Genomic DNA, 26,034 nt, shown 5'->3' on the forward strand with positions numbered 1-26,034 from the left:
GTAGTAATTTTTTTAGATCAGTGAATTATAACGAGAAGTTGATACCGGCCAGAAAGTTCCTGGCTGTTGGATAAGGTGAATACTCGATACCCAGAGAGGTCACACCATTGATACTCTTATCTGTATTTACTTCAGGATCAAAACCAGAATACTTCGTGATGATGAAGAGGTTTTGTCCGGTGATGTATACAGATGCGTTCTTGATCACCTTTCCGATATTCCCGATACTATAACTGATAGTGGCGTTATCCATTTTCATGAAATTGCCTTTTTCCAGATAACGGCTGGATACTGTGATAGGGTTAGAAAGACTTTCCTGTGTTCCCACCAGGTCGGCAGCAATATTCCTGGAGCCCAGGTTATTGATAGGCAATACAGTATTGGCCGTATTATTATACAGGTCGAAACCATAAGCGCCGTGCATACTGATATTTAATGACCAATGCTTGTAGTTTACACTGGTGATAATACCCAGCATTGTTTTAGGGTTAGGATCTCCCAGGTAGAACAGGGTGTTACCTCCGTCTGTATATTTACCCTGGCCATTGTCATCAAACCCTTCAAACTTCCTCAGGTAGAAGGAGTTCAGCGGCTGGTTGTTGGTAAGGCGCTGTGCATATGCGTCAGACACACCCTGTCCGCTGATGGAGCCTGTCAGCACAGGAGGACCGTCGTAGTTTTCCAATCTGTTCTTCAGGAAAGTAGCGTTCACTCCGAGGTTCCACGTAAAGTTCTTGGTAGCCACCACATCTCCCCTTAATACTAATTCCACCCCTTTGTTAATCACGTTCGCCGGCAGGTTAATCCAGTAATTGGAAGCCGGTGCAGGTTGAATAGCCGGGAAGTTGAAAAGCAGGTCGGACGTATTCTTATGGAAGTAGTCTACGCTACCATATAATCTGCCGCCAAAGAAAGTATAGTCAATACCGGCATTCAGCTGTTTGGAACTTTCCCATTTCAGGTTCGGGTTTGCCACATTGCTAAGACTGGCGCCTCCATTTGAATTGAGCGTGTATTGCTCCTGAGCGGCACCTGCAGGGAATTCCTGATTACCTGTAATACCCCAGCCTACACGTAATGCCAACTGGTTGATGGTTTTATTATCCTTCAGGAAAGCCTCGTTGCTCAGGTTCCATTTAGCAGCAAATGATGGGAAATAACCATACTTGTTGTTAGAACCGAACTTGCTTGAACCATCTGCCCTCAGGGTAGCAGTCAGCAGGTATTTATCGAGGAAGTTCAGGTTTACTCTACCGAAATAAGACTGTAGTTCCGATTTCGGATTGCGGAAGGAGCTCAGGAATGTGTTAGTCTGTGTAGGGTTCTGGAGGATGTCGGTGTATTTCAACTCATCCGTAGTAAATCCAAGACCACCTACAGATCTGCCTTTATAATCAAATTTCTGACGCTCATAACCGATCACGGCGCCGAGGAAGAGGGCAGGAGTGATCTGTTTGTTATAGTTCAGGGTATGGGTCATCAGCTGAGAGGTGAGGGTATTCACGCCATAGTAGGCCTGGCCATTACCAAACACCTGGTCTATATTAATAAAGGAAGCGATCTGCGTTTCCCTTTCACCCACCTGATGGTTGATGCTATAGTTAAAGCGGTACTCCAGCTCATCGGTAAATTTGTAGGAAGGAGACACACTAGCGAGGATACTGTTAATGTTCACGTTGTCATCGTAGGCAGCTGACATAGCTTCCGGATTAATAGCGGAACCAACACCCAGTACGTTAAATGAACCATCTGGCTTACGCAACGCAAGAGTCGGATTCCATTGCAACGCCTGACCGATCAGACTACCAGTGAAACCGGCATTGCTGGTGATAGGAGCAATCTGTTCAGTAGTATGCGCTGCCTGGATATAATAATCTACGCCCAGTCGCTTGTTGTCAAGCAGTTTATATTGACCGTTCAGGTTAGCAGTATATTTTTTCAGACCGGTTTTCTTCACGATACCCTGTTGGTCCAGCATACCGAAAGACGCTCTGTAAACGCCGGACTCGCCGCCTCCGCTGATACCGACATTCACATTGTGTGTAACGCCTGTACGTAGAATGCTCTCCATGGCGTCTACACTGGAACCTTCGTCGCCACCAGCCAGGTTGTACTGTTTGAGGGCGCTTCTATAACCGGCAGCGTCCAGTACATCCAGTTTTTTCAGGATTTTACTCATACCGGCGGAATAGTTTACATCCAGACGGGGAGTTCCTACTGCACCCTTCTTGGTGGTAATAATCACTACACCGTTCGCACCCCTCGCACCATAAATAGCGGTCGCAGATGCGTCTTTCAGTACATCCATAGACAGGATGTCGAAGGAATTGATAAAGTTCAGCGGGTTAGCATCCGGCGTCTGTCCCAGACCATTCGCACTTACAGAAGGTTTAGCGGTACGGCCATCCAAAGGCATCCCATCCACTACATACAGTGGCTGGTTACCTGTTCTTACGGAAGAGTTACCCCTGATCCTTACCGTGGTAGCGCCACCTGGGGCACCGCTGTTGGCAACCACCATCAGACCGGCCACTTTACCCTGGATCAGCTGATCGGGGGCGGTTACGATACCTTTGTTAAAGTCGGCCGATTTAATGGATACCACGGAGCCGGTGAGGTCCTTTTTCCGGGTAGTACCATAACCAACTACTACCACATCCGTCAGGGTAGTACTGGTTGGTACCAGTGAAATGGAAAATTCTGACTTGCCGGCAATAGCGATTTCCTGCTGCACATACCCAACAAAAGACACCACCAGTGAGGTAGCGTTTGCCGGTACGTTCAACTTGAATGTGCCATCTGCTGTCGTAGCGGTGCCCGTGTTAGTACCTTTTACTTGTACAGTAGCACCGGGAACAGGGTTACCATTTTCGTCCGTGATCTTACCGTTCACGGGTTTGGTCTGCGCGCTGGCTAAACCTGCTACTAGTAGTAGTAACGAGCATAACAGACGCACCTTGCGAAATAGAAGATTGGTCATAGATCAGTTTTTATTGGTTTGTGGAATATTGATGCCTGAATGAATGGGTCTGACAAGCCTGGCAGCTCGCCAAACGTGGAATACTTTAACCCTGCACCATTGTCTTCACAACGTGATTAATGTCTCTATAATAAGTCCTGACTAAAGCTGGTTAGAGCCGTGAATTTTTGCTTCATAACTGGTTTTTTGACATTATCGTTAACGTGGTCTCACTGGTTTCTCTCTGCGACGGATAGTTTTATAGATGCGGTCGATAAGTCAAAGTAAACCTGCCTTACACAGGTTAACAATTTATATGATCGTTATATAGAAAATATTGGGTCAAAAGGCGTTTTCATAAGCGACAATTTATTGATTAACAATGCATTAACATTATATTATCATTATTATTATATAAAGATAATAACCGGGTTTTCTTATCATTTTAAGACGTGCTTCAAAGCGCTTTAATGTCCATAAGCCGCTCTTCAAACTCTTCTTTTGGAATAATGGCTTTGTTTTTTATCTTGGTTTTATAAGTGTAAATAGTATTCACTGAATACTCAAGGATCTGGGCAATTTTTACATTGTCGCTGATACCTATCCTTATCAATGCGAAGATCCGGAGGTCTGTGTTCAATAGTTCATTGTCTTTTAACCTGATCCGGTCTTCTTCTTTGAAAAATGAGTTAAAGACAGTTACAAAGTTGGGAAATATTTTCAGGAAGATGCGATCAAAATTTCTGAACAATTCATCCCGTTCTTCCTTGAGATCTATATTATTAACAAGGTACCTGACCTCGGCATATTTGTTATCGGTTAGTTTCTGATCGGCCAACTTTTTGAATTTCTTGATCTTATCCAGGTAAGATGAGTTGATCTGAAAACAATACCCTATATATTCCTCTTTGATTTTATTGGCTTCCATCAATTTATAATTGATCTCCTGCTGCAATGCATGGGCAGAAGTAATCACCTGCTGGGCAGCCTGAAGCTTTTTATACTGCCGGTAGATGATCACAGATAACCAGATCAGCGCCAGTAACAGGAGGGTGGCGATAGCAGAATAAACAAACAGTAGCTTTTTCTGTGCCTCTACTGTATTGATCTTTTCTACTTCGATGATGGGAAGAATGGCGCTAACCTGTACTTTCCTTAAGCGGGCTCCATAGAAGGAGGCGTCGGCGACAGCATATTCTATGTACCGGGAGGCATGTTTGACATCCCGCTCTTTAAAAAGCAGTTCCGCCAGAATGAACATGGCCGTAGTTTCTTTCGTACATGACATGATGTCGGCCATGGCGGCTTTTGTCATCATAATAATAGCACTGTCCTGCTTACCTAACTTTATGTAGATATTTCCCAGTGAGGAAGTAGCTATCGCCTGCTGGTGCATGGTAATATCCTGATGGCTGACAGTTAGGGTATAATAGTATTTTGCACTATCCATCATCTGCTTCTTCTGATACATTAAACCGTAACTATAGTCATAATTGAAAGAATGCGGTTTATATAGCATCAGAGCAGAATCAATATAGATATTACCCTGGCGGGTATAGGCAGGCGCAAAGTAGTTATCACTGCTATAATCAGACATATCATAGTAATAACGTCCCTTTAATGAGTAGTATTCCGCTCTGGCGCTATCAGGAAGGGAATTGACGTTTACAGTAAGCAGATAGTCGCCTGCCTCCCGGAACATGCCGGAAGAAAGCAAGACGAACCCCAGCTTAACGCCGGCATAGTTGATCCGCTGCGAGTCATTCATTTCACGGGCCAGTTCCTGCAATTTACGGGCATAAGCAAAAGCTGAATCATATTTGAAAACCTTGAACTGTTCATATAACTGCTGGCAGAGGTCGAACTGCTGCTGCAGGGACGAATGCCTTGCAGCAGTAAACGCCTGTCTCAAGGTGTTGATCTGTTTCAGTTTCTCTGCATCATACGTATGTGCATTTTCAATTGTCAGATTCAGCCTGTCTAATAAACTATCCCGGGCAGAACCGGCGGATGACATTTTACATGCAACTAGCAATAACAAACAAATAAGCTTAGATTTCATCTTTCAGTTTTGTGGAATAGTAGCGGATCGCTGTAATTAACAACCCCCTGCTGCATTTTTTTATGCATTCTGGCTGCCAGGCTTGCGGGAGACAAAACGATCATCCCATCTCCATACCCGAGGATCTCCCTTTCCAGCTCGAAATTCAGTTGGACCTTCAGGTTGATAATAATACCATCTTCCCGGGTTTCTAAAAGTTCCTGGGAGTGATGCATCGGTTTTGTAAGAATGTATGGCGCGTGTTCAAGACTGACAAGTATTTTGACGTTCTGCGCCCGCAGATTCGTGGAAACTGTTACTCCCACCACATCTTTATAATAGCTGGCCGGCTCCACATCATCATTCTCAATATATAAAGTGTTATCCAATAGTTCCAGTTCCTGTATCCTGTCCAGGGCAAGGTGGGTGATTACCATGCCCTTCCCCTTTACGCCAACGGCAAACCACCTGTTCTTAAACTCTTTCAGCCACCAGACATGGTATTCAAAAGTGTTGCCATTCTTCGCGCGGAAAGACTGATAACTGATCTTAACGGCTTTTCTCTGAATAATAGACTGATATAACAGCTCCAGGTGTTCCAGCCCTTTCAGCCGCTCGTTCTTTTCAAATTCAATCACTGACCGTGTATTGTTGGAGGCTGCATACACATGATCCTCCAGTTTCTGCACTACTTCGTTCAGACTACTGAAATGAGAGAACCCTTTGAATTGCTTAAGCACCTCTACCGCCTCGTTCATCCGGCTAAGGTCAAGGTCATTCAAAGGAATTTTAGTAATACTATACTCAGGATCTTCGTACGTGTAATATTTCTTGTCCACAACAATGATCGGCGCACTATATCCCAGTTTGTCGCTCCGCATGGCCTGCAGGTCCATCTGAATAGCACGCCGGCTGATCCCTTTTTCCACTCCTTCGTATTCGTACAATGCATCTCCCACTGCTTTAATAAGGTCCTGTAATGTCCACTTCCGCAGACGGTTCCGGAGACAGGAGTCTATGGTTCTGTAACGGATAAGGGCATTCTTATTAACGGGCATCAGGATAAATTTTTCAAAAAGTAAAAAAAATATTCTAATGCGCAAAAAAAGTGCGCACATGACTTCCACCTTTGTTTTGTCATCGTTGATGACACAGTTACAAAAGGCTGCGGCGGACCGGATGAGGGTTTCTGAATGGCCCCGTAGTATTACCACGAATCGCTGGTAATATGCTGCTGTCGCAAGTGTTTGTTCCTGTGGGTTCGACTCCCATCCTCTGAAAAAGGATCGCTCAGGTAGAGCAATAGACACGGAACCCTTTAAAGGTTCCACCTTGGACTTTAAATCCAATTCCAGCAGCGGCAAACTGCTTTAACAATTGTCGCCTCTAACTAAGACAGGGTAGCAGCCCGGTAGAAAAGCAAAAGGCCTTTCTCCATCTGCGACCGCCTTGAAAAAGGCAGATACCGCTGTTGAACGTGGAACTGATCTTTGGCCGGTGCCTGGTTTATCCCTATACCCGGTATCCTTGTACCATGTTAGCCCACCGGGCACCATGGCCGGGAACATGTTTCACCGACAACAACTCAAGCCCGCTTCCGCAGGTAACAGACATGGTAGCTACCCTACAGACACACAACTCCTCTGGGAGTCTATATATAATTACAATTACTAATCCCTAAACCCGAAAACAACAAATTTATGATATCACGTACAAAAGTAGCAGCATACACCAAGGCGTTAGTGTTCAAAAACAATCGCTACATAAAGACGCTGCAGGAAGGAACTCACTGGGTGAAGTCCGACGAACTGGTAATGCTGTTTGATATGACGAAGCCATTTCAGCCTTCCGTTGACCTGAATATACTATTACAGTACACAGATCTGGCAGAAGCGCTGGATGTGATCACTGTAAAGCAGCAGGAAATTGGCCTGCTGTATGAGAATGGCTTGTTCAGGTCTGTATTGGCACCAGGGAAGCATGCCTACTGGAAGGGGATCGCTGCGTACAGCGTTACGCTGATAGACCTTTCAAAGTATGAGATCACCGAACAGGTGGAACGCGCCATTCTGGTAAGGCCGGAATTACAGCCTTATGTGAGGTTCTACACCATAGAATCCTACGAGAAGGGACTGCTGTATGTAGACGGAAAGTTCAATAAGGCACTGGAGCCAGGCATACACTATTTCTGGAAGAATCCAGTTGCACTGACAGTATACAAGACAGATATCCGCCAGTTACAGATGGAGATCAACGGACAGGAAATCCTGACAAAGGACAAGGCCAATATCCGTATCAACTTCACTGTACGTTACAATGTAGTGGATATTTACAAGCTGGTTGAAAATAAGGAATATGATAAGCAACTGTATGTATTGCTGCAGCTGGCCCTGCGGGAACAGGTAGCAGTGTATACACTGGATGAACTACTGGACAAAAGAGACGAGATCTCTCCAATGGTCATGAATACAGTGACAGAAAAGGCGCTTCAATTGGGTGTACAGCTACTGGACTGCGGTATTCGCGATATCATATTGCCAGGTGATGTGAAGGAGATCATGAACCAGGTATTGATAGCTGAAAAGAAGGCGCAGGCCAACAGCATCATGCGAAGAGAAGAAACAGCAAGCACCCGTAGCCTGTTGAACACAGCGAAGCTCATGGAAGAAAATGAAATGCTGTTTAAGTTGAAGGAGATGGAATATGTTGAGAAGATAGCAGACAAGATCAGCAACATTACGCTAAGCGGTGGTGGAGATATCGTGGGGCAGCTAAAGCAAATATTCGTACCAGCAAAGAAGGGGTGATAAAAGGTCATCCCTTCTTCGTTTATAAAACCCCTGTTTTCAGGGATTCTCTTTTCTGCCGATCAGCCCTATTTTTAAGGCATGCTTAAATACAGCATTACCATCTTTATTGTAACCGCCGCCGCTATCTGCGGCTATTTCCTGTTTGCATACAAATTGGATACAGTCGTGCTGTACGATCGTACTGCAGCTTACACCTCCATTAGCCCCTACCTTTCAGCAGTACCCGAATTCCTTATCAATGGCGATAACGAACTCAACGTGGTACTCAACTTTGAAGATATCAGGGACACTGTATACCTCCATAATCTCGAAATAAATCTTTCGCCTGCAAATGCCTCTCCGCTCTTGCCTGTTGCTGTAAGGAGTGATGTGCGTAAGTGTGAGGCCACCTCATACGAGCAGCTACCCTGCAAGGCGAAAATGCTGCAACCATTGACCGAAGATCAACATTTTACCTTTACATTCAACACCAGTCACACCAACACCAAACGTTACCTGGTAACGATCAGGGGCGATATCGTGGCAGGCACTTACAAGTCTTCTTTTCGTAAGCAAATAAAAATCCAGGAAAAAGCATTGTTCCTCGAGCGCAATTAATTACTATTTTTAGCAGGTACCATCAACCTGTTCATTTGCATCAGCCAATATCTAATCGATTCTCTTCCCGTCAGCTCAGCGTGGCCGTTTTCTCTGCACTGATCGCCTTTGCAGCATATACCTGCATCTTCGCTTTCCGGAAAGCCTTCAACGTAGCCGCCTATGCAGGCCATACCATTCTGGGACTGGATTACAAGATCGTACTGGTCATCACCCAGGTATTGGGGTATATGAGCAGTAAATTCTATGGTATACGGTTTATCTCAGAAATGAAAAGGGTAGGAAGGGGCCGGCTGATACTGTTATTAGTAGGACTATCCTGGTTGGCCTGGCTATTATTTGCAGTAATACCTGCGCCTTATAATTTCTGGTGTCTTTTCTTAAATGGTTTTCCCCTTGGCATGATATGGGGTATTGTATTTTCTTATGTGGAAGGCCGGCGTACAACTGACCTGATCAGTGCAGCGCTGGCGGTGAGCTTCATCTTCGCTTCGGGACTGGCCAAATTTACCGCCCAATGGGTTATGGAGTCGCTCGGAGCAGATGAGTTCCGGATGCCATTTATAGTCGGCGCCTTATTTATCTTGCCACTATTACTGTTTGTATACCTGCTGGAAAAGATCCCGCCTCCTGATGAAGAAGATAAAGCATTGCGTATGCACCGGCTGCCGATGCCGGCAGAAGAAAGGAAAAAATTATTAGCAAGGTTCCTCCCGGGCCTGATAATGCTCATCATCATCTACATTCTCGTAACCATACTAAGAGAAGTAAGAGACAGCTTTATGGCTGATATGTGGCGTGCCTCCGGCGAGCCATTTGATGCCAGTATATTCACCCGGACAGAAACCATCATTTCCCTGATCATACTCGTAATGATCGCGGCCATGATATTCCTCCAGAATAACTACAGGACTTTCATCCTGACACAGATCATCATGTTGCTGGGCTTTATTATTTCCCTGGTAGCAACTGTGCTCTACCTGCAATCTGGATTATCATTATACCTGTGGATGATATTGGTGGGGCTGGGTTTATTTATGGTTTATATACCATTCAACAGTATCCTATTTGACCGTTTTATTGCCACTTTCCGCTTTTCCGGCAATGTCGGCTTCCTCATTTACCTGGCAGATTCCTTCGGCTACCTGGGAAGTGTGGGGGTGCTACTCACGAAATCGCTGTTCCGCATCCAGACAAACTGGTTACAGTTCTATACTCAACTCGTGCTGATAACAGGATGCGTAGGCATTATCGGCACTGCTATCAGTATTGTCTATTTTATAAGGAAGTATAGATCTGAAATAAAGGCCTAATTATGCAGCAGTTCCGACCACTGAAGTGGTGCAGGCAATTCCCGGTTGCTGAATTCTATATGGATCACCCGACGCTTATGGTTATTGGTAGTTCTGCTGGAGGCATGCAGCAGTAAAGGACGCATGATCATCATTCCGCCTTTACGTACATTACATGACACTTCCGTTTCCTTAGACCAGTCGATCGTCTCAGGACGATAGATACCTTTGTTATGAGAACCGGGAATCACTCTTAATGCACCGTTATGTTCATCCGTATCATCCAGGTGAATGCGGATGGTGAAATTATTTTCCAATACTGTTAACGGTGGCTGTACAGCATATTGCTGTTGCTTTACCGTCCAGGGGCCAAATCCGGGAACATCCGCTTTATCTTTTACTGAAATAGTAAGATCCTGGTGATAGGACACGAACCAGTTAGAATCCCCTGGTTTATCAAAATAGATCGATTTTACTGCCCGGTAACCTTCTCCGAAAAGCGCATTGATCACCGCATTCAATACTGGTGTAAAGATAGCAGGCGCTGCATCCGGCACCTCTTTGAGAAACTGCCTGATAGCAAACAAGTCTTTCGTTTTGCGGAAGGTTTCATTGGAACTGTCGGCCTGTTGAATCAACGCGATCAATGCGTCGACTTCATTATCAGTGAATATATTCTCTATTACTGTAAATCCATGCGCAGCTATTTCCTGCTGATGTGCACTTGCGTTCATATATCCTGTTTGTAAAACTGTTCCCTGATGCTTACGAGAATGGCTTCGGCTTTAGCCAGATCTGGTGTGTCCGGCAGACCGGAGCGCTCGTAAAGGTCGTCCATCTTCTCTAGTTTTTCATCCACCATTTTCAACAGGTCATCGTATTCGAACGCCCCGCTTTTGATACTAAGCAAAAACTCCCTGTCTTTTCTTTGCACAATCACTTTTCGTTCGACAGCTATCTCTTCTGCCATACTTAACAGACGGAAGGTATGCATCATGTTTTTCGCATCATAGTTCTTACCATGGGTCAGGGTATTCTGGTATCGGGTATCATTCCGTTTTTCCACCCATTCCCAGTATTCGAGATATTCCCGGCAATAAACAGAATAACCGTCTTTGTTGAAGTTCATAACTGCCAGGTGAGAGATCCCTGGGGGAATTGAGCTTAATTGTACATCATTGGCGGCTTCGCCGGATATGATGCCCTTGAGAAAAGTCTTATCAGTTATCTGGTGCTGATGAAACAACAGGTAAACGTCGCGGAAATGAGGCACCTGGGTCAGACCACAATCCTCCTGCGAAAACCCCTGGCTATCCAGCCATTGTTGCAGGGGAATGCTACCGTTGCCGGCAATAACGTAGCAGAAATCCAGTACCGATTTACGCTTTTCATCTAAGGGACGATGAATCTTTTTATTGAGTCCTCTGGCTTTCTTTATTTGTGAAGCGGCATAACCGGCAAAAGTGTCTTTACACAATTTCGACAGGAAGTCCTCCGGTTTTATCTGGTCCATCAGGCCATGACGAAACAATACACAATCGGGAGGCGTGCTTAAAAGTTCAATAATATTCGGATTATTCTTACTCAGCAGGTCTATAAATCTGCCTATTTCAAAATAGACTTCATCATTCGTGCTGTTTGAAATTTGCGGGGTATAGGTCAATCCATACAGCTCCCTGGGCGGCAACACAAAGATTCCCTTAATATCTGTATCAGACGTGGGGGAGTGCAATTGCTGCGCCCTGCTGCCGCTGATGCATTTTAACAGCAGGTGTCGGTTACCGGATTGCAATTCTTCTAAAGTCATTGGGTATTAATATATTTTCTGAACAGTGTATTCATTTCAGTCGTGTTATGTTGTACAGCTGGCAGCAATGATGCCTGTTCTTTACAATAAGCGATCGTCTCTTCAATCCAATGCTGCAGGACAGGTACGGGCGTGATCATTGTTTTCTCGTCCGATACTTTCTTGCGTTCCAGCAATTCATCAGTGGCCTCATTCCAGTCCTTATCGGCGATGAGCACTCTCAATTCATTAAATGTAATTGGAGGTACTGCCTTTTTCTCAATGATCCACAGAGCGGCCAATACCGGACGTAATGCGTAGAAGTATTTCTTGATCCTTACCTGCTCGCCCTGCAAATCATACTCGAAGGTATTCCTTGCCATGGAAATATAGTGATGACAGCCAGCACGTCCGGAGAAATATTTCCCGGCCAGCTGCCATAATTCACTTTTAAAACTACCATGTTCTTTATAAACAATGGATGATTGCAGCCATTCGTATAAGGGAGGATTTGATTTCAGAAAAAGCTGCAGCACTTTTCGTATATCCCATCCACCTATATCCAGGACTTCATTCACAGGCAATTCTATCACATCTTTTCTCTCCTCTATACTGAGATAATTATCGGCAGGTTGCACATAAATAAATCGTACATCATAGTCGCTATCCGGCGATGCGAAGCCCCAGGCACGGCTTCCGGACTCACAGGCATAGAGTATCTTTACATTCTTTTCCTGCTCTATCGTTAGCAGTTTCTCACTGATAATATCATTCATTGTAATACAGGGTTATAATTCAACGTAACATAAAATTCACAAAAAAACCTATTCCAAATTTGTTATTATCGGAAAAATAGTTTCATCTTTGCATCGCAAACAAAAATACAAACAATATCATGTTACGCATACAGCTACATTCAAAACCAGAAAGTTTCTACTGCCTCATAGACGGCAATAGCGCTTGCGGAGCATGTTATGCTACAGAATAGTTGATAATAACTGATTCAATATAACACAGGCCCCGCAAGCAATTGCGGGGCTTTTTCTTTTACCTGAAATTACGCTATGCAGCAAATACAAGTATCACCCATACGACTTAAACAGATCAGTGCGCGACAGTTATCGGGCACCGGCCATAGCTATGCATGGATGTTTGCAGGTAAGGATCTATACCTAATTTTTCAACGACCCAATTATAGTCTGACTTAGCGTACGCTTATATCAGTTACATATAAACCCGGTCGTTTATCACGGCCGGGTTTTTTATTGTTTGTTACCCGCATTGGCCTGTAGCTCAATGGTGAGAGCAACTGCCTTATACGCAGGAGGTTAACGGTTCAAGTCCGGTCAGGCCAACAATTTTCTGGGTGGTGTAAGGGTCAACATATCACACTTTGACTGTGATGTTCTCAGTTCGAATCTGAGCCCGGAAACCAAATGTGCCATAGTTCAACGGCAAACCTACAGGGCCTTGTAAAGCACCGGAGCTGGAGGGTTCGAATCTCATGGCATAACAAACTATTTTTTATAAACGGTATCAGTGGAGGCAAGTTCAAAACCTGCTGATATCTTATCAATTCCAGGCAACAAAATATGACATAGCAATGCAACAGATCAACAAATGGAGACGGTTGAATGGTGAAAAGATCAACATGCCAATAGCTGATGAAATCAGCAACATGCTGTCTGCAGAAAGAGAAGCTGGTAATGAACTGAAGGTATGTATCGGTACTGACAGCCAGGTAAAGGGCAGAATTACTGAATTCGCCACAGTGATCGTTTTTATCCGGAAAGGTAAGGGCGGTTTCATGTACATCCATGCTGACAGCACACTGCGCAAAATGAGTATCAAGGAACGGATGCTTGAAGAAGTGGGCAGGAGCATTGAAGTTGCCTATTCACTGTGCAACATCTTTACCAGGTACAATGTAGATATGGAAGTGCATGCAGACATCAACACCAATCCGAACTTCAGGAGTAATGATGCATTGAAAGAAGCAATGGGATACATCATGGGTATGGGCTTCACCTTCCGGGCAAAGCCACATGCATTTGCAAGTACTTCCTGCGCGAATAAAATAGTTCATTAAAAATTCTAATTGTATGGTTTATGTAAACGGCCTGCGGGCCACTGAACTGACAAGAGACAACAATATTACCAACACAGCACTCATCTCCGGTTTTCAAGAAACTGTGATGGTCGCAACAAGAATGTACCGGGGTGCATGTCTTGTTGATAATGCTGGTGAGACGATCATAGCGGGAGTGAAGGGATTACCTGAGATTGAAAGGGATGATTAGAGAACATTGTTCAATGCAATGAACAATTGGCGGATAAAATCAGATAGCCTTTGTAATGCATTGGCAATACTCCTTCTATTCAATCATGTCCCCTTGGTATCCCGTGTTTTGTATCAGGATACAACTCTGGCCGTATTACTCCTGCTTAGTAGCAGGAGCCCCGACAATACATAATGACCCTGTTTCCCTAATCAGCGCTCTTCGAGTTTCCTTGATGGAGCACTGAATTATTCTCTAATAGTCCGGCGCATTTAGTCTCTAACAGGCGCTATAAAAGAACGCTGTATCTTCCAGCTCTGCTGGATACAAGCGTACAGTAATATCCTTAAAAAGGATTGCTTCCTTTGACTTATATTGTAGTATATTTTAGCATGTCTTTTTATCCCTTACCGAACCGGCTTCCTTATTTAAGGAGAAAAATAAAGGTTTGCAATGTTTCCCGGGAAGACATAAGTTTGGCGTTCACGATAAGCAGCAATAAAAGAATAAACACCAGCGTTGGAACAATTCACCGATCAACAACTGTAACTGATTTATAAACAGTAAAATAACTATTATCATTGTGAAATAACGATATATCGTGATAGTCGTTCTACCCGAAAAATCATATTCGATTAATAATCAATGAATTGTCAATTGGCACAGAATTAAGACCTTTGCTCCACAAAATTTAGCTTTATCAAACCTATATGATTACACTTATTATCGACGACAATGCCATTGCACGTAGCACACTTCTGGAACTGACCAGCCAGATCAAAGGCGTTGTTGTTGCCTGTGAATGCGGAAGTGCGCTTGATGCTTATAATTATCTCCAGGACAACCCCGTAGACCTCTTGCTACTGGACATTGAAATGCCAGGAATGTCGGGGCTCGAATTAATAAAAAATCTCGGTAACAAAAGACCGGTCATCATATTTACAACTTCCAAGAAAGAGTATGCTGTAGAAGCCTTTGAGCTGAATGTAGCAGATTATCTCGTGAAGCCGATTACCCCAGGCAGATTCATCCAGGCCATAGAAAAGGTCCGCCAGATCCTGGAGAGTAACAAAGAGGAGATGCGCTGGGAAAATGACGAATTCATATTTATCCGCGACTCCAACATTGTAAGAAGACTGAAGCTGGAAGAGATCCTGTATGCCGAGGCCATGGGAGATTACGTAAAGATATTTACCGCAAAGAAATTTTTCGCCATACACGTTTCCCTGCGGGTATTGGAGGAGCGGCTACCCGCTGCTCGTTTCTTGCGGATACACCGTTCTTATATGGTAGCCATCGACAAAATAGATACCCTTCAGGACGGGGCCGTGCTGATAGGAGACAAGTCGCTTCCGGTAGCTGATGCCTACCGCAAAATACTCAACAAACGAATGAACGTACTCTGATATCCACCTTTGTTAAGGCGCATCCGGCTATTGTTTTTGCCTTTCCGGCGAAAGTAATCGACGGATGTGGTGGGGGCATATGACTTTTACTGATTGATAATGAATAACAATCGTTTTACATATCTGATCCTGATTGCCTTTCTTGCCGGTACTCTCGTGCTGGCATTTGTGCAATACAATTCCTCCAGGAACATTGATCAGCTGATCAGGGGCAACCAAAAGCTACTCAGGGAACTGCAGACAGGCAATAAGCTACGTGAGCTGGAACGGGACATCATCTGGGTGGAAAGCCGTATCCGTGCTGCTATTGCTACCGACGACACTTCCCATATTGAGGGTGTGGACGCCAAAATTGCCGAAGTAGAAGCCTTCGTCGATACGCTGAAGCAGATAAGCAAGGATGACAGTGCAGTTATGTATATCAAAAGACTGGAATACCTGGCCGGTCAGAAGCTTCATAACAAGAACCAGCTGATGCATGAGTTTTTCCGGACAGGAAAAATGGACGACACCAGTCTGATCGCCAATCCACGTGCGAGGGAGATCTCAAATGAGATCAGCAGCATCACCCGCAAGATCTACGACAGCCGGCAATCTGTTATGACTGCTCTCAGCAACAATATTAATGAGAGCAGCCGGAGGGCCAGAAACTGGGGGATCATCCTTATCTGCCTGATATTACTGACTGCCGGGAGCGTGTTATGGTTCGTCATGACCAGGATACGTCAGCAACAGCAACTGATCCAGGAGCTGGACAGGTCAGAAAAGAAAGTGCGGGAAATTGCCATGATCAAGGAGAATTTCATGACCAATATGAGTCATGAGATCAGGACACCTTTAAATGCGATACTTGGATTTACCAACCTGCTGAAGTCCAGAAAGCTGGACGAAGGCTCTTCAGAGTTCGTTAATTCCATACAGAAGGCAGGAGAGAACCTGCTCACTATCATCAACGATATCCTTGATCTGTCCAAGATCGAAGCTGGTATGGTAAGGATTGAGGCCACCCCTTTCAGCGTAAGAGGTCTGCTCCATTCCATTCAGACGCTCTTCAGTGAAAAGGTAAAAGAAAAGAAACTGGTGCTACAGGGAGAGATATCCCCTTCGGTACCAGACACCCTGGTAGGCGATGCTACGCGTCTGACACAGATACTTGTCAACCTGATAGGGAATGCACTCAAGTTTACCGAGAAAGGAGGGATTATCATTTCCGTAGATAATAAACAGAGTGACAGTAACATTATACAGCTGGCATTTACTATTACAGACACAGGCATCGGTATCGAACCGTCCAAGCTTTCCTCCATTTTTGACCGCTTCCATCAGGCAGAAGATTCCATTACCCGCAAGTATGGCGGCACCGGACTGGGGCTTTCTATCGTGAAGGATCTGGTGATATTGCAGGGAGGAGATATCAGCGTTGAGAGTCAGCCGGGAAAGGGCACAACTTTCAGGTTCTTCATTCCATATGCCATTGCTTCCAGGCAGGTACCGGTACCTGAAACGGTAGACATCAGCCAGTTTAAAATTACAGCAAACAGTTCCGTTAAAATATTAGTGGTTGATGACAATGACATGAACCGTAGCCTGATGAAGCATCTACTCACAGAATGGGACCTGTCTTTCGATATGGCCAGCAATGGGACAGAGGCCATCGACTATCTGAAAAAAGAACGGTACGATCTCATATTGATGGACATTCAGATGCCGGAGATAGATGGATATACTGCCACCCGCCTCATTCGGAGAGAGCTGCAGCTTGACGTTCCGATAGTCGCTATGACAGCCCATGCACTGGCAGGCGAGCGGGAAAAATGTCTCAGTAGCGGAATGAATGAATATATTTCAAAGCCGATCAATGAAAAGGAGCTCTATCAGCTGATCAACCGCTTTGCCTCTATTTCCACTCTTAAGGAGCGACAATATACACAGGCAAATGTTGCTACTCCTGATTACCAGTACATCAACCTGGATTATATGAAGGAGATCAGCCGGGGAAATAAAGTGTATGAGAAAAAAGTGACCAGGCAGTTCATTGAAGCAATGCCCCAGGAGATTTCTCTACTCGAATCCGCCTTTCACAACAACGATATTAAAACCTTAAAAAGTACGGCTCATAATATGAAAACTACTATTTCAATTATGGGACTGGCGGAGCGTTTGTTTCCGACGCTGGATGAGCTGGAATCAGCAACAGTGATCACTCCTCCTTTACTGATACATATCGATATGCTAAAATCATTTACAGATAATGCCCTCCGGGAGGCAGAAGATTTTTACTCACAGGTGTAATGTTAACCCGGTTATTTAAAAAAAGAGCAGTCGTTGACTGCTCTTTTTTTTGCGTCTAAGCATCCCCTCACAGCGACTGTTTTTGCCTGTTTGGCGAACGATACGTCTCGTCAACTATTAAATAAGATAGTTTTATAACAGCAACGATAAGAGATCCATTTCGAAAAATCCAAAATCAACCAGTTATGCTACATAGTACGTCCTATATTCAATTCAATCCGCAATCGTCACCAGGGTGATGCATTTACCTGGCAGAACAACAGACTTCCTGACTATGCCACTTTATACAACACCTGTAAGTACGCCATAGTCTTTTAAATCACGACTGTATAAAACATTCCTCCTTAACGCTTAAATATCGATGTAATGAATACCACCAAACCGTTTTTCGAGATCCATACTTTTGACCAGGTCGCACACAATAATCAGTTCAATAACCCAGCTCCGCATGCCCACGATCTCATAGAAATTATCTGGGCAGTTTCGGGTGATTGCACACTAAAGGTCGACCTGCAAACTTATTCTCCTAAAGGAGACCAGGTATTCGGCATCATGCCTAATCAATTACATCAGTTTACTGCTGACAGTGGTGCTCAGGGATATATCATCCGTTTTAATGAGCTCTTTTTACAGGAGTACAACTCCGTTTATCATGCAGACCTGCTCCTGGTGCTGGTCCAATCGGCGAATGTCAGTTATAGTGAAGAGATCCGCCATGAGATGAGGACGATTATGGATAAGCTCATTCAGGAGTATTCACAGCAACAGATCTATAGCTCAGACATATTAAGCCGGTACCTGAACATTCTGTTCATCCACATGTCCAGGCAGTCACGTACCGCGCCTTGTAACAATCAGCAAAATCATAACATCAGACAGGCGAAACGGTTTATTCAATTAGTCGACCAGCATTTCAAAGCACATAAGAAGGTTTCTGAATTTGCAGATATTATGTGCGTTACTCCCAGTTACCTGAACGAGGCTATAAAAAAGACCACGGGGTATACCGCTGGTCACCATATCCGGCAACGTGTAATACTGGAAGCCAAGAGATATGCTGCCTATTCAGATAGCAGCATGAAAGAGGTCGCGTGGGATTTAGGTTTCACAGACATCTGTTATTTCAGCAAGTTATTTAAGAAAGAGACAGGATATAATTTTACGGATTTTAAGAAACGACAGGAGAGAGTTTTAGCTGTATAACAGATAGGAGCACGACGGCGCTGTGGCTGGAGTGCTCCTTCTTTTTATTTCTCCAGGTGCTTTTTTGTTGCCGCTACGATCTTCACACTTCGCCATAACGTAGCCATTCTGCACCGTATGAAGCTCCTACCTTGAGGATAGTGCTTTCCGCAATATATTAGGAACGACGCCAATCCAGTTTGCAACAATGTATAGGTAACCCCATATTCCCTTCATAAGGACCCTAAATCCTGCAATAAGAACCTTTTGTGGATGCTATGACTGGCATCAATACCTCTTTTTGACCTGCAAGTAACTAGCATATGAGCAGGAATTCCTGATATTTTAATCCACATAAGATGGAGTAGAAAGAATGGCGACAACTATTGTCTGGTTGGCCCCTCATTTTGTCTACTTCCGGAGATAGTACTCCCGCCACCGTTGGTTTTGGAACATCTTTGTATCACAAAACAACTAAAAACCTAAGATCATGAACACAAAAACAACAAAAGCAATTTATTGGATAGGCGCTATATTCATCTCATTATGGTTTGGAGCAAGCGGCTTTTTTGAATTGACAAAAAATCCAATTGTATGGGATATAACAGTACAGCTGGGGTATCCTCCACACTTCATTTATATTCTGGGTGTCGCAAAGCTTACAGGCATTATTGTTCTTTTAACTCCGGACAAACTGCTTAGGCTAAAAGAGTGGGTGTTTGCAGGGATATTCTTTGATATAATATTTGCGTTCTTCTCAAAGTTAAGTGTGCTTCCACCATCAGCAGCCATTGATGCAGTAGTAGCGTTTATAATTATATCAGTGACCTATGTGATGTTCAGGAAATTATATCCGGCGACGTATACGAGAGTTAGTGCGAATTAAGGTAATACTCAAGGCCTTTTTTATACTTCATAAGCCAAAGTGCTTGAGCGATATCCGCCAAGCACTTTGGCATTTATAAGTTCGATGATGGGCTATATTCTACACAACAATTGTCAATATTCACATGGGATGGAAAGGGATCACCTCTTGAGCTATAAGCCGATCCTGCAAATTTGCGGCATATTTATGGGCAAAGTTCTCCTTCTCCGCTCCTGGTAATTTGAAATAATCTTCATCCCGTTGTTCCCGGCACTCTAACTCCTCATCCTCCATTCCCCGCCTCTCTACTACCTCCAGATAATGAACGTAATGCCCAAACTCATGCAGTAAAGTCCTGTACAGCTGTGTATGTCGAACGTGTCCGGGCTTTAATTCAGCTGTAAAGTATCTACCGTCATCAACAAATTCATGCCCATCTGCTTTCAAGCGTTCAAATTCCTGCTGATCCTGAATCGAAAGTGTCTTTTTCCACTTTAACCTTTTGGAGTAATCTACTGCTTCAAGAATAATAGCGGGATAATAATCGCCTTCAAATTCATAGGAATAAATCAGGCGCCCCCATACTGATGACAGTACTTCTTCTTTTCGTTTAGGCTGGCGAAGAATAATTAATTTCAATTTCCCGTAATCTACGACTGGTATATGCTCAATGATATGCTTCACGTCAGCCACCGAACATGCATGACCTGAGCCCGGGCGGGGCGTTTCGACTATGAACAGAAACAAATGACCGTTAATTGTTACCTCCAGCTTTTCGTAAGGCCCGAGACGTTCGTAATAGCTCTTTGATGTAGTCGTCGGTTGCGGAATTACCAACCTGTTATTTTGGCCGTGACCCCGCCTAGCCGTCCCGATGTTTCTATTTCTTCTTGCTGGGTTGAACATAATTTGCGGATAATCCCAAAACTAGCATTTTCTTGGAAATAGAGGTGTGGTATGGGTATGGTCATCTATCCTTGTCCATTATTGTCGGATTCAACCGACCTCCTCTCAGCATACGGCGAATACTTCTATTTTTTCCTGAAAAACTGAACATAACCTACTATTTCAAAGGCAAGCAGTAAGAATACGTTTAAGACAAAAATATCCAGGAAACGGTACTTAAATGTCCAGCCTAATGGCGTTTTTTTATCATTTACCATCAGATAATTCATAAATACATTAACTAATCGGACTGTACAAAAGTGAAGTACCAGGAAGAGTAGGGTAGTGATCAACAGATTTAAGATGATTTTCCTGGTAACGAAGAAATTTGTATACAGCAATGCTCCGAAATACAATACCCAAAGCGTGCGACTATAAAATGGATTCGAATCAATGAAATAGACTTCTGTTTTATATATCGTAACAAAAGACACGAGTATCCATGTCCAGATAGCGACCAATATTAAATTACAAGCGATAATTTGTTGCTTTTTCATAGCTAGGGATAATAACAGGCGCTAGTTACTAAAAGGCTTGCTCTCCTGCAAAACAAATTTATATGCAGGTATTGACTCAATAGGCAGAGCTACGTTGACACAACAAACATCAACCAATTGTTACCCGATTTCATCAGGCTCAATGTCTTCCCAGAATTGCTGCGGTAAGTCCGTCACTTCCACTCCAATATCAAAAGGAATCGCGTTAGTGTACCCACACATATTAAAGTCAAAAGGATTACATTCCCATTCCGCTGCCACCTCCGAAAACTTACAACCCACAATTAGCCATGCGTGATTAGGCAATTCTATCCAGTTTGCTTTCTCGTTGTCTTCTGTTATATAGTCTGACACCTTAAGGACATAGTTTCCCAGCTTAACTAGCTGTCCATCGCCAAGAGCTTTGAGCTTATGGAATTTTTTAGCAAATTCTTCAATACGTTCTTTTGTGCCGCGAAATCTAACTTTATCGGCCATATGTACCACCTCGATGTCAGGGTGGATTTCTATTTCAAGGGAGAATTGGAGCATATTATAGTTAAATAAAGAAAAAAGTTTGGATTGTCGGCAAGCCTTTATCCCGTAGATCTTAGATGATAATTTCAAAAGTTAAAAAAGCTGGATAAGAAGTTAGATAACATCTGGGTAATAATCAGCAGAAATTATCCGAGCATGTTTACATAAAAGTTTGGCTCCGGCAGTTATATTTGAGTATAATTTCATCTCCAAACTACATCTACTTGATCAAAAAAATACAAGCACGGCCCTACCACCTATTGCTGCTAATAGCAATCATCGTATTTGCAGCATCCTTCTGTTTTTACTATGACCAAATAGATATTCATTTACATGATACTTACTTTGTAATTCCTGTGCCTTTTATTTTCTGGGTATTTACGTTATTTCTGTTGCTGTTGTGGGGACTGTACCATTTAACATTCCGGTTTTTACTTAGCAATGGTCTTATCTGGTTGCATATGGTCAGTGTTTTTATCTTTGTGCCTTTGACTATGTATATTTACGAAGTTCTACCGCTATATAGTTTTGCTACACCCTATGAATTTTCTACTTGGGAAGGTGTCCAAAGACTTTGGCATATTCAAGCACTTATTGCGATGACGTTTGGAGGTCTCCAGATCTTATATTTATTTAATCTTGTTGGTGGAGTTATCAAAATTGTCGTTAAATCTAAATAAGGCCCAGACACAATTTGTTGGCATTTCGCATATACTAACATTCCCACAAAAGAAACTATCGGATACAAACCATTTACATTTAGGCCATTATAATACAAATGAAATATAATATGGATGAGCTCCCCTTACACAGCGGCATTGGGTTAGAAAACATTGATCCTTTAGACATAGACATGATCCTCGAGAAAGTGGAAATATCCTTCCATATTGAATTTGGTACAGAACTTAAACAAGTGAGAACATTCGGAGACCTTTGTGACCTGATTGCCAATAAGGTCGAAGGACGAAATACGAATGACTGTACGACACAACAGGCGTTTTACAAAATTCGACAAGCAATAAGGGAAATTCAGCCATATGACAAGGATACTTTGAAAACAAACACAAGCCTGGAAGAATTATTCCCTCGTACACAACGACGTCAGCAGATAAAAAAATTTGATAGCATCTTAGGAATTAAGACCCAGATATTGCAGACAAAAGGTTGGTTATTACTCTTACTTCTATCGGTTTTTCTGGCGTCCTTCGTTGTCCTATTCTTTTCCTGGAAAATCGGATTTGGAGGTATGGTACTTTCCGTTATAGGGATCAATATCGCTAGTAAGCTAGGCAAAGAACTTAAGCTGAAAACTGTCGGACAACTTGCAGAAAAAATTTCAAGAGAGCACTATAACAAAGTAAGACGTAATGCTACAACCATCAACCGGGCAGAAATTATTCAAAAAGTAAAAGAGCTATTTAAAGAAGACTTAGGTTTAGAAGACAATGCGCTTACAAGAGATGCTCGCTTCTCCTGACATTCCCTTTTGATGCCTAATATACCAACATTTCCGGCCGGCTTTTTTTCGCATCCCCTGCTGGACCGTTATTGAACCAGCTAGTTGAAGAGCGAACCTGCTTCAAAAAAAGTAAAGTACCTTGGCTGCAGTTACAAATACCAATCGATAATCTATAAGTCAATCCTCATTCAATGGAGCAAGACCACGAAAAGCAATATTGGGAAGTCTTTGAGACCAAAGTTCGGCCTCTCACTGAAAGGCAGCAGCGGATAATTGCTTATAAGTTTTGTTTGCTTGTCGAGAACGATCTGGATGATCTTGGCAAAGGTGCGCTTAAACTTTTAGAACAACTGACAGCAGATCATGTTTCAGTACAAGATTGTGAATCTTACAGGGAGCAGCTGCAAAATAAACTCCCCGACGAGGGCACAAGCCCATACAGTCCTTTGATCTGGGCTTTAATGCCACATACAGATTCTTATCCTGCCTGGTATTCGGCTGCTATTGTAGGATTTAACATAATTGATCTCAAGATTAGTACTTTTGCGGAATTGACACACTTAACAGAGGAAATTTTGAGCACTTTTTTAACGATGATGTAACTGGCTGCACAAAACCCATTTGACAGGATAAACTACTCCCTATTCCACATAGGCGGCCATCCATACACTCTGGAAACAGAGCGCACGTATTCGCGGATAATTGCCGTAGCATCGCTGGAATTTGTCATAATGACTACACCCCGGCCGCGATTAGCAAATCCTTTTATTCCCAGTGCAGCCATTCTCTGACTAACAGTCTGCGCTATCCCTGTATCCTTTCCACTCGCAGTAATGGCATAAAGGTGATTCTCAATACTGGTAATTTTGTTATCGTAAATTGTTGTATTTCGGGTTGTAGAGCAGGAGACAGATAAGGCAATGGACAGGCAAATAAGAACAATTGGTTGCATTTGACGGGATGTTATTCGTTTTAATAATCGAGCGCGAATTTAGCCGCTGTGGAACCAATGTAATATAATAAAAAAGGTCTCACATAAGTGAGACCCTGGTTACTTGCTCGCCTAATGAGACAATTACATAACCAATTATCGCAGGACTTATTGGAATTCAACAAATTGCCTTACACACCTATAAACACAATAATTCATGGCAGCATCGACCAAACATCCACTCCGAATTCCTCTTTAATTGCCCTTAAATAAGAAACCTCGCAATTATCATCGTTAATCAGATTAGCAAAAAACACATCAGCCCCTTCACCATACGCCTCCATGTCAGATTTCTTCCTTTTAATATATTTCTTTCTTTTCTCCGCGAGCGACAGGTCATCTAGTTTTAACAACTTTACTAAATTGGAAGCTTCTATATCCTCTTCAAATTTCGCAAAATAATCACCTTGATGATAAGAGATCCTCTCTTCAAAGTCTTCTGAAGTCGGATGCAGAATAGGTTGATACTTCTCCCATTTATTGCTCTTCTCCTTATTCCACTGATTTTTTATCAGAAACCAATTAGCATAGCCATCCCCCTCAGTGTTCTTCAACCTCGGATTAAAATGATCAATGTCTGAGGCATCTGTTCTGCTAATATATTCATCAGTATAAGCGCAGTAACTTTTTTGTTCCTGAAGCAGATAGTCCTTGATCTTTTTATTGTGGGTTGAGCTATTGGAAATATATTTTAAGTCGTCAGCTAAAATCCTGGAAGATTCAACTTTAATAGCCTTTCTCATCAAAAATTATATTTATCTCCTAATTGTGTTAACTCGCTAAGAAGTTCTTTCTTTTTTTGTGGCTCGGTCTCTTCTTGCATTCTCCTTTTCAGATCCAGGTATTGTTTGTAAGCTTTCTTACCGTAATCATTATAAAAGTCAACCTGGAAATCATTTCTCAATATGTCGTTGGGATCATCGCCAATAGGAGCCTCACCTCTGCGGACAGATATTTTCCCGTTGTCGTCAAAATATAAGATAAATCTCTCCTCAGGCTCAAATGCCGCAGCTATAAATGGAGAATGAGTTGCTGTTATAAGTTGAGCATTAGGCGCCAGACGTTGATAATATGACATTAAATCAACTTGAAGATCAGGGAAAAGAGATCTTTCTGGTTCATCTATAAGAATTATAGCATCATCAGTATTAAATTCATACAATGGAAAAAATGAAAGTAATAATCCTTTAGTTCCTGTACTTAATCCTGATATGGGGACAATTTCATTTTTAACCTTTGACTTAATTGGAATGGAGTATTCTGTATTGACTAAGTCGATTTCAAGATTCAGTTTTTCAATTATGGGGTTAAATAATTCCGCGAAGGGTATAAGTGGGTTCTTGTTTTGTTCCGACCACCTGTTAAATTCCTTATTGAGCTTTTCCAAGTCACCAATTGACCCTTTATTTATCAGTTCTGCAGCCATCTGAGTAAAATTCTTTCTGTAATCCAAAATTTTACTCAGAAGAGAAAACCAGATTTGTTCATCTACTTCTTGTGTAAATTCATAGATGTAATTACTGTCATCATTTCGTTTATGATAGTAAGATTGGCCTCCCTCTGACAAAGCATTGAGAATATTAAGAGGATTTTGGTTGAAGATTCGAATGATCTTGTCGGAAATAATCTCAGCGCTAAAATAAAGCAGCTTTAGTTCCGGTGCCGACCAAGCTGGACCTCTTTTTTGTAAAAACTTAAAGTATTGGTTTCCATCTACGTGTGCGCCATTTCTATTTACAGCTAACTGTATGTCCTCATATAAAAATTCCACTTCACCGTCAAATTTGAGGCCTTCATGTCGAAGTAACCCCTTTCCATTCAATGGTTCTGCGCCGCTCAACACAAATGCACTTTGCTTCAACAACTCCAGAATACTCGTCTTTCCCGTCGCACTCTGACCAATAAAACAAATCTTATCCAGCGGCATACCAGCCTTTGCATGCCCCTCGGGATATGTAAAGTCCAGATTAATATTCTCTAAGTGTCTGTACGACCCGATGTTGAGCTTTTTAATCTTCATTTTTCAAAATTAAAATATAGTAGCCTTTGATTAAGACAAAAGACAATTCCCCGATATACTGGATCTGGGTTTCTATATGGGACATTGCAGTTGAAGT

23 protein-coding genes and 2 tRNA genes are annotated in these 26,034 nt (G+C 42.9%); 14 read left to right on the forward strand and 11 right to left on the reverse strand.

The window, feature by feature from the left end; all coding sequences use genetic code 11:
* Nucleotides 1-25 precede the first annotated feature (25 nt).
* The 3 genes from L3C95_RS02445 to L3C95_RS02455 form a co-directional block, all read right to left on the reverse strand.
* Nucleotides 26-2,980, reverse strand: coding sequence for a SusC/RagA family TonB-linked outer membrane protein (locus L3C95_RS02445; protein WP_236384831.1), 2,955 nt, complete (start codon nucleotides 2,978-2,980; stop codon nucleotides 26-28).
* 436 nt (nucleotides 2,981-3,416) lie between these two features.
* Nucleotides 3,417-5,021, reverse strand: coding sequence for a DUF6377 domain-containing protein (locus L3C95_RS02450; protein ID WP_236384833.1), 1,605 nt, complete (start codon nucleotides 5,019-5,021; stop codon nucleotides 3,417-3,419).
* Nucleotides 5,018-6,058: a helix-turn-helix transcriptional regulator gene (locus tag L3C95_RS02455; protein ID WP_236384835.1), complete on the reverse strand. Its 1,041-nt coding sequence runs from the start codon at nucleotides 6,056-6,058 to the stop codon at nucleotides 5,018-5,020. Before L3C95_RS02455 ends, L3C95_RS02450 begins: the two co-directional genes overlap by 4 nt.
* Nucleotides 6,059-6,700: 642 nt before the next feature.
* On the opposite strand from L3C95_RS02455, the gene L3C95_RS02460 reads away from it, so the two are divergent.
* The 3 genes from L3C95_RS02460 (at nucleotide 6,701) to L3C95_RS02470 (ending at nucleotide 9,720) form a co-directional block, all read left to right on the forward strand.
* Nucleotides 6,701-7,807 (forward strand): slipin family protein, encoded by a 1,107-nt coding sequence (locus L3C95_RS02460; RefSeq protein WP_236384836.1) that lies wholly within the window; start codon nucleotides 6,701-6,703, stop codon nucleotides 7,805-7,807.
* Nucleotides 7,808-7,888: 81 nt separating this feature from the next.
* Entirely contained in the window at nucleotides 7,889-8,407 is a 519-nt protein-coding gene (locus L3C95_RS02465) for a hypothetical protein (protein ID WP_236384839.1), read from the forward strand.
* 35 nt (nucleotides 8,408-8,442) lie between these two features.
* On the forward strand, nucleotides 8,443-9,720 hold the full coding sequence (locus L3C95_RS02470; protein WP_236384841.1) for a DUF5690 family protein: 1,278 nt from the start codon (nucleotides 8,443-8,445) through the stop codon (nucleotides 9,718-9,720).
* Here L3C95_RS02470 and L3C95_RS02475 read toward each other — a convergent pair.
* From L3C95_RS02475 to L3C95_RS02485, 3 genes are read right to left on the reverse strand one after another with little or no spacing between them, the layout of a single operon-like run.
* Nucleotides 9,717-10,433, reverse strand: coding sequence for a phytanoyl-CoA dioxygenase family protein (locus L3C95_RS02475; protein WP_236384843.1), 717 nt, complete (start codon nucleotides 10,431-10,433; stop codon nucleotides 9,717-9,719). The two genes, L3C95_RS02470 and L3C95_RS02475, sit on opposite strands and share 4 nt — an antisense overlap.
* Nucleotides 10,430-11,506 (reverse strand): DNA polymerase beta superfamily protein, encoded by a 1,077-nt coding sequence (locus tag L3C95_RS02480; protein ID WP_236384845.1) that lies wholly within the window; start codon nucleotides 11,504-11,506, stop codon nucleotides 10,430-10,432. The genes L3C95_RS02475 and L3C95_RS02480 overlap by 4 nt, the downstream gene beginning before the upstream one ends.
* Nucleotides 11,503-12,261: a nucleotidyltransferase domain-containing protein gene (locus L3C95_RS02485; RefSeq protein ID WP_236384847.1), complete on the reverse strand. Its 759-nt coding sequence runs from the start codon at nucleotides 12,259-12,261 to the stop codon at nucleotides 11,503-11,505. The genes L3C95_RS02480 and L3C95_RS02485 overlap by 4 nt, the downstream gene beginning before the upstream one ends.
* A gap of 506 nt (nucleotides 12,262-12,767) precedes the next feature.
* Here L3C95_RS02485 and L3C95_RS02490 point away from each other — a divergent pair.
* From L3C95_RS02490 to L3C95_RS02525, 8 genes are all read left to right on the forward strand, one after another.
* Nucleotides 12,768-12,840 (forward strand) — tRNA-Ile (locus tag L3C95_RS02490).
* Between the two features lie 5 nt (nucleotides 12,841-12,845).
* Nucleotides 12,846-12,920 (forward strand) — tRNA-Gln (locus tag L3C95_RS02495).
* Nucleotides 12,921-13,088: 168 nt separating this feature from the next.
* A complete protein-coding gene (locus L3C95_RS02500; RefSeq protein ID WP_236384851.1) occupies nucleotides 13,089-13,574 on the forward strand; it encodes a ribonuclease H-like YkuK family protein in 486 nt (161 codons plus the stop codon).
* Between the two features lie 13 nt (nucleotides 13,575-13,587).
* The gene (locus L3C95_RS02505) at nucleotides 13,588-13,785 is read left to right on the forward strand and encodes a hypothetical protein (protein WP_236384852.1); all 198 of its coding nucleotides are present in this window, start codon (nucleotides 13,588-13,590) and stop codon (nucleotides 13,783-13,785) included.
* 689 nt (nucleotides 13,786-14,474) lie between these two features.
* Nucleotides 14,475-15,170, forward strand: a complete 696-nt coding sequence (locus L3C95_RS02510; protein ID WP_236384853.1) for a LytR/AlgR family response regulator transcription factor — start codon at nucleotides 14,475-14,477, stop codon at nucleotides 15,168-15,170.
* Between the two features lie 99 nt (nucleotides 15,171-15,269).
* A complete protein-coding gene (locus L3C95_RS02515) occupies nucleotides 15,270-17,462 on the forward strand; it encodes a response regulator (protein WP_236384856.1) in 2,193 nt (730 codons plus the stop codon).
* Nucleotides 17,463-17,828: 366 nt separating this feature from the next.
* Nucleotides 17,829-18,665, forward strand: coding sequence for a helix-turn-helix domain-containing protein (locus tag L3C95_RS02520; RefSeq protein ID WP_236384857.1), 837 nt, complete (start codon nucleotides 17,829-17,831; stop codon nucleotides 18,663-18,665).
* A gap of 469 nt (nucleotides 18,666-19,134) precedes the next feature.
* Nucleotides 19,135-19,530, forward strand: a complete 396-nt coding sequence (locus L3C95_RS02525) for a DoxX family protein (RefSeq protein ID WP_236384858.1) — start codon at nucleotides 19,135-19,137, stop codon at nucleotides 19,528-19,530.
* Between the two features lie 120 nt (nucleotides 19,531-19,650).
* Here L3C95_RS02525 and L3C95_RS02530 read toward each other — a convergent pair whose 3' ends face one another.
* Together L3C95_RS02530 and L3C95_RS02535 are read right to left on the reverse strand one after the other, a co-directional pair.
* Nucleotides 19,651-20,415: a hypothetical protein gene (locus tag L3C95_RS02530; protein WP_236384860.1), complete on the reverse strand. Its 765-nt coding sequence runs from the start codon at nucleotides 20,413-20,415 to the stop codon at nucleotides 19,651-19,653.
* Between the two features lie 656 nt (nucleotides 20,416-21,071).
* Complete coding sequence (locus L3C95_RS02535; protein WP_236384862.1) at nucleotides 21,072-21,482, reverse strand: hypothetical protein; 411 nt, start codon at nucleotides 21,480-21,482, stop codon at nucleotides 21,072-21,074.
* A gap of 209 nt (nucleotides 21,483-21,691) precedes the next feature.
* Between L3C95_RS02535 and L3C95_RS02540 the strand changes: the two genes are divergently transcribed.
* From L3C95_RS02540 to L3C95_RS02550, 3 genes are all read left to right on the forward strand, one after another.
* Nucleotides 21,692-22,147: a hypothetical protein gene (locus L3C95_RS02540; protein WP_236384863.1), complete on the forward strand. Its 456-nt coding sequence runs from the start codon at nucleotides 21,692-21,694 to the stop codon at nucleotides 22,145-22,147.
* A gap of 110 nt (nucleotides 22,148-22,257) precedes the next feature.
* The gene (locus tag L3C95_RS02545; protein ID WP_236384864.1) at nucleotides 22,258-22,944 is read left to right on the forward strand and encodes a hypothetical protein; all 687 of its coding nucleotides are present in this window, start codon (nucleotides 22,258-22,260) and stop codon (nucleotides 22,942-22,944) included.
* A gap of 173 nt (nucleotides 22,945-23,117) precedes the next feature.
* Complete coding sequence (locus L3C95_RS02550) at nucleotides 23,118-23,528, forward strand: hypothetical protein (RefSeq protein ID WP_236384865.1); 411 nt, start codon at nucleotides 23,118-23,120, stop codon at nucleotides 23,526-23,528.
* A gap of 32 nt (nucleotides 23,529-23,560) precedes the next feature.
* Here the strand turns inward: L3C95_RS02550 and L3C95_RS02555 are convergent, their stop codons facing one another.
* The 3 genes from L3C95_RS02555 to L3C95_RS02565 all read right to left on the reverse strand — a co-directional run bounded on the left by L3C95_RS02555 (nucleotide 23,561) and on the right by L3C95_RS02565 (nucleotide 25,937).
* Nucleotides 23,561-23,878, reverse strand: coding sequence for a hypothetical protein (locus tag L3C95_RS02555; RefSeq protein ID WP_236384866.1), 318 nt, complete (start codon nucleotides 23,876-23,878; stop codon nucleotides 23,561-23,563).
* A gap of 194 nt (nucleotides 23,879-24,072) precedes the next feature.
* Entirely contained in the window at nucleotides 24,073-24,660 is a 588-nt protein-coding gene (locus L3C95_RS02560; protein WP_236384867.1) for an HNH endonuclease domain-containing protein, read from the reverse strand.
* The gene (locus L3C95_RS02565; protein ID WP_236384870.1) at nucleotides 24,660-25,937 is read right to left on the reverse strand and encodes an ATP-binding protein; all 1,278 of its coding nucleotides are present in this window, start codon (nucleotides 25,935-25,937) and stop codon (nucleotides 24,660-24,662) included. The genes L3C95_RS02560 and L3C95_RS02565 overlap by 1 nt, the downstream gene beginning before the upstream one ends.
* Nucleotides 25,938-26,034 lie beyond the last annotated feature (97 nt).

Source organism: Chitinophaga filiformis (assembly GCF_021646545.1).
Lineage (GTDB): Bacteria > Bacteroidota > Bacteroidia > Chitinophagales > Chitinophagaceae > Chitinophaga > Chitinophaga filiformis_A.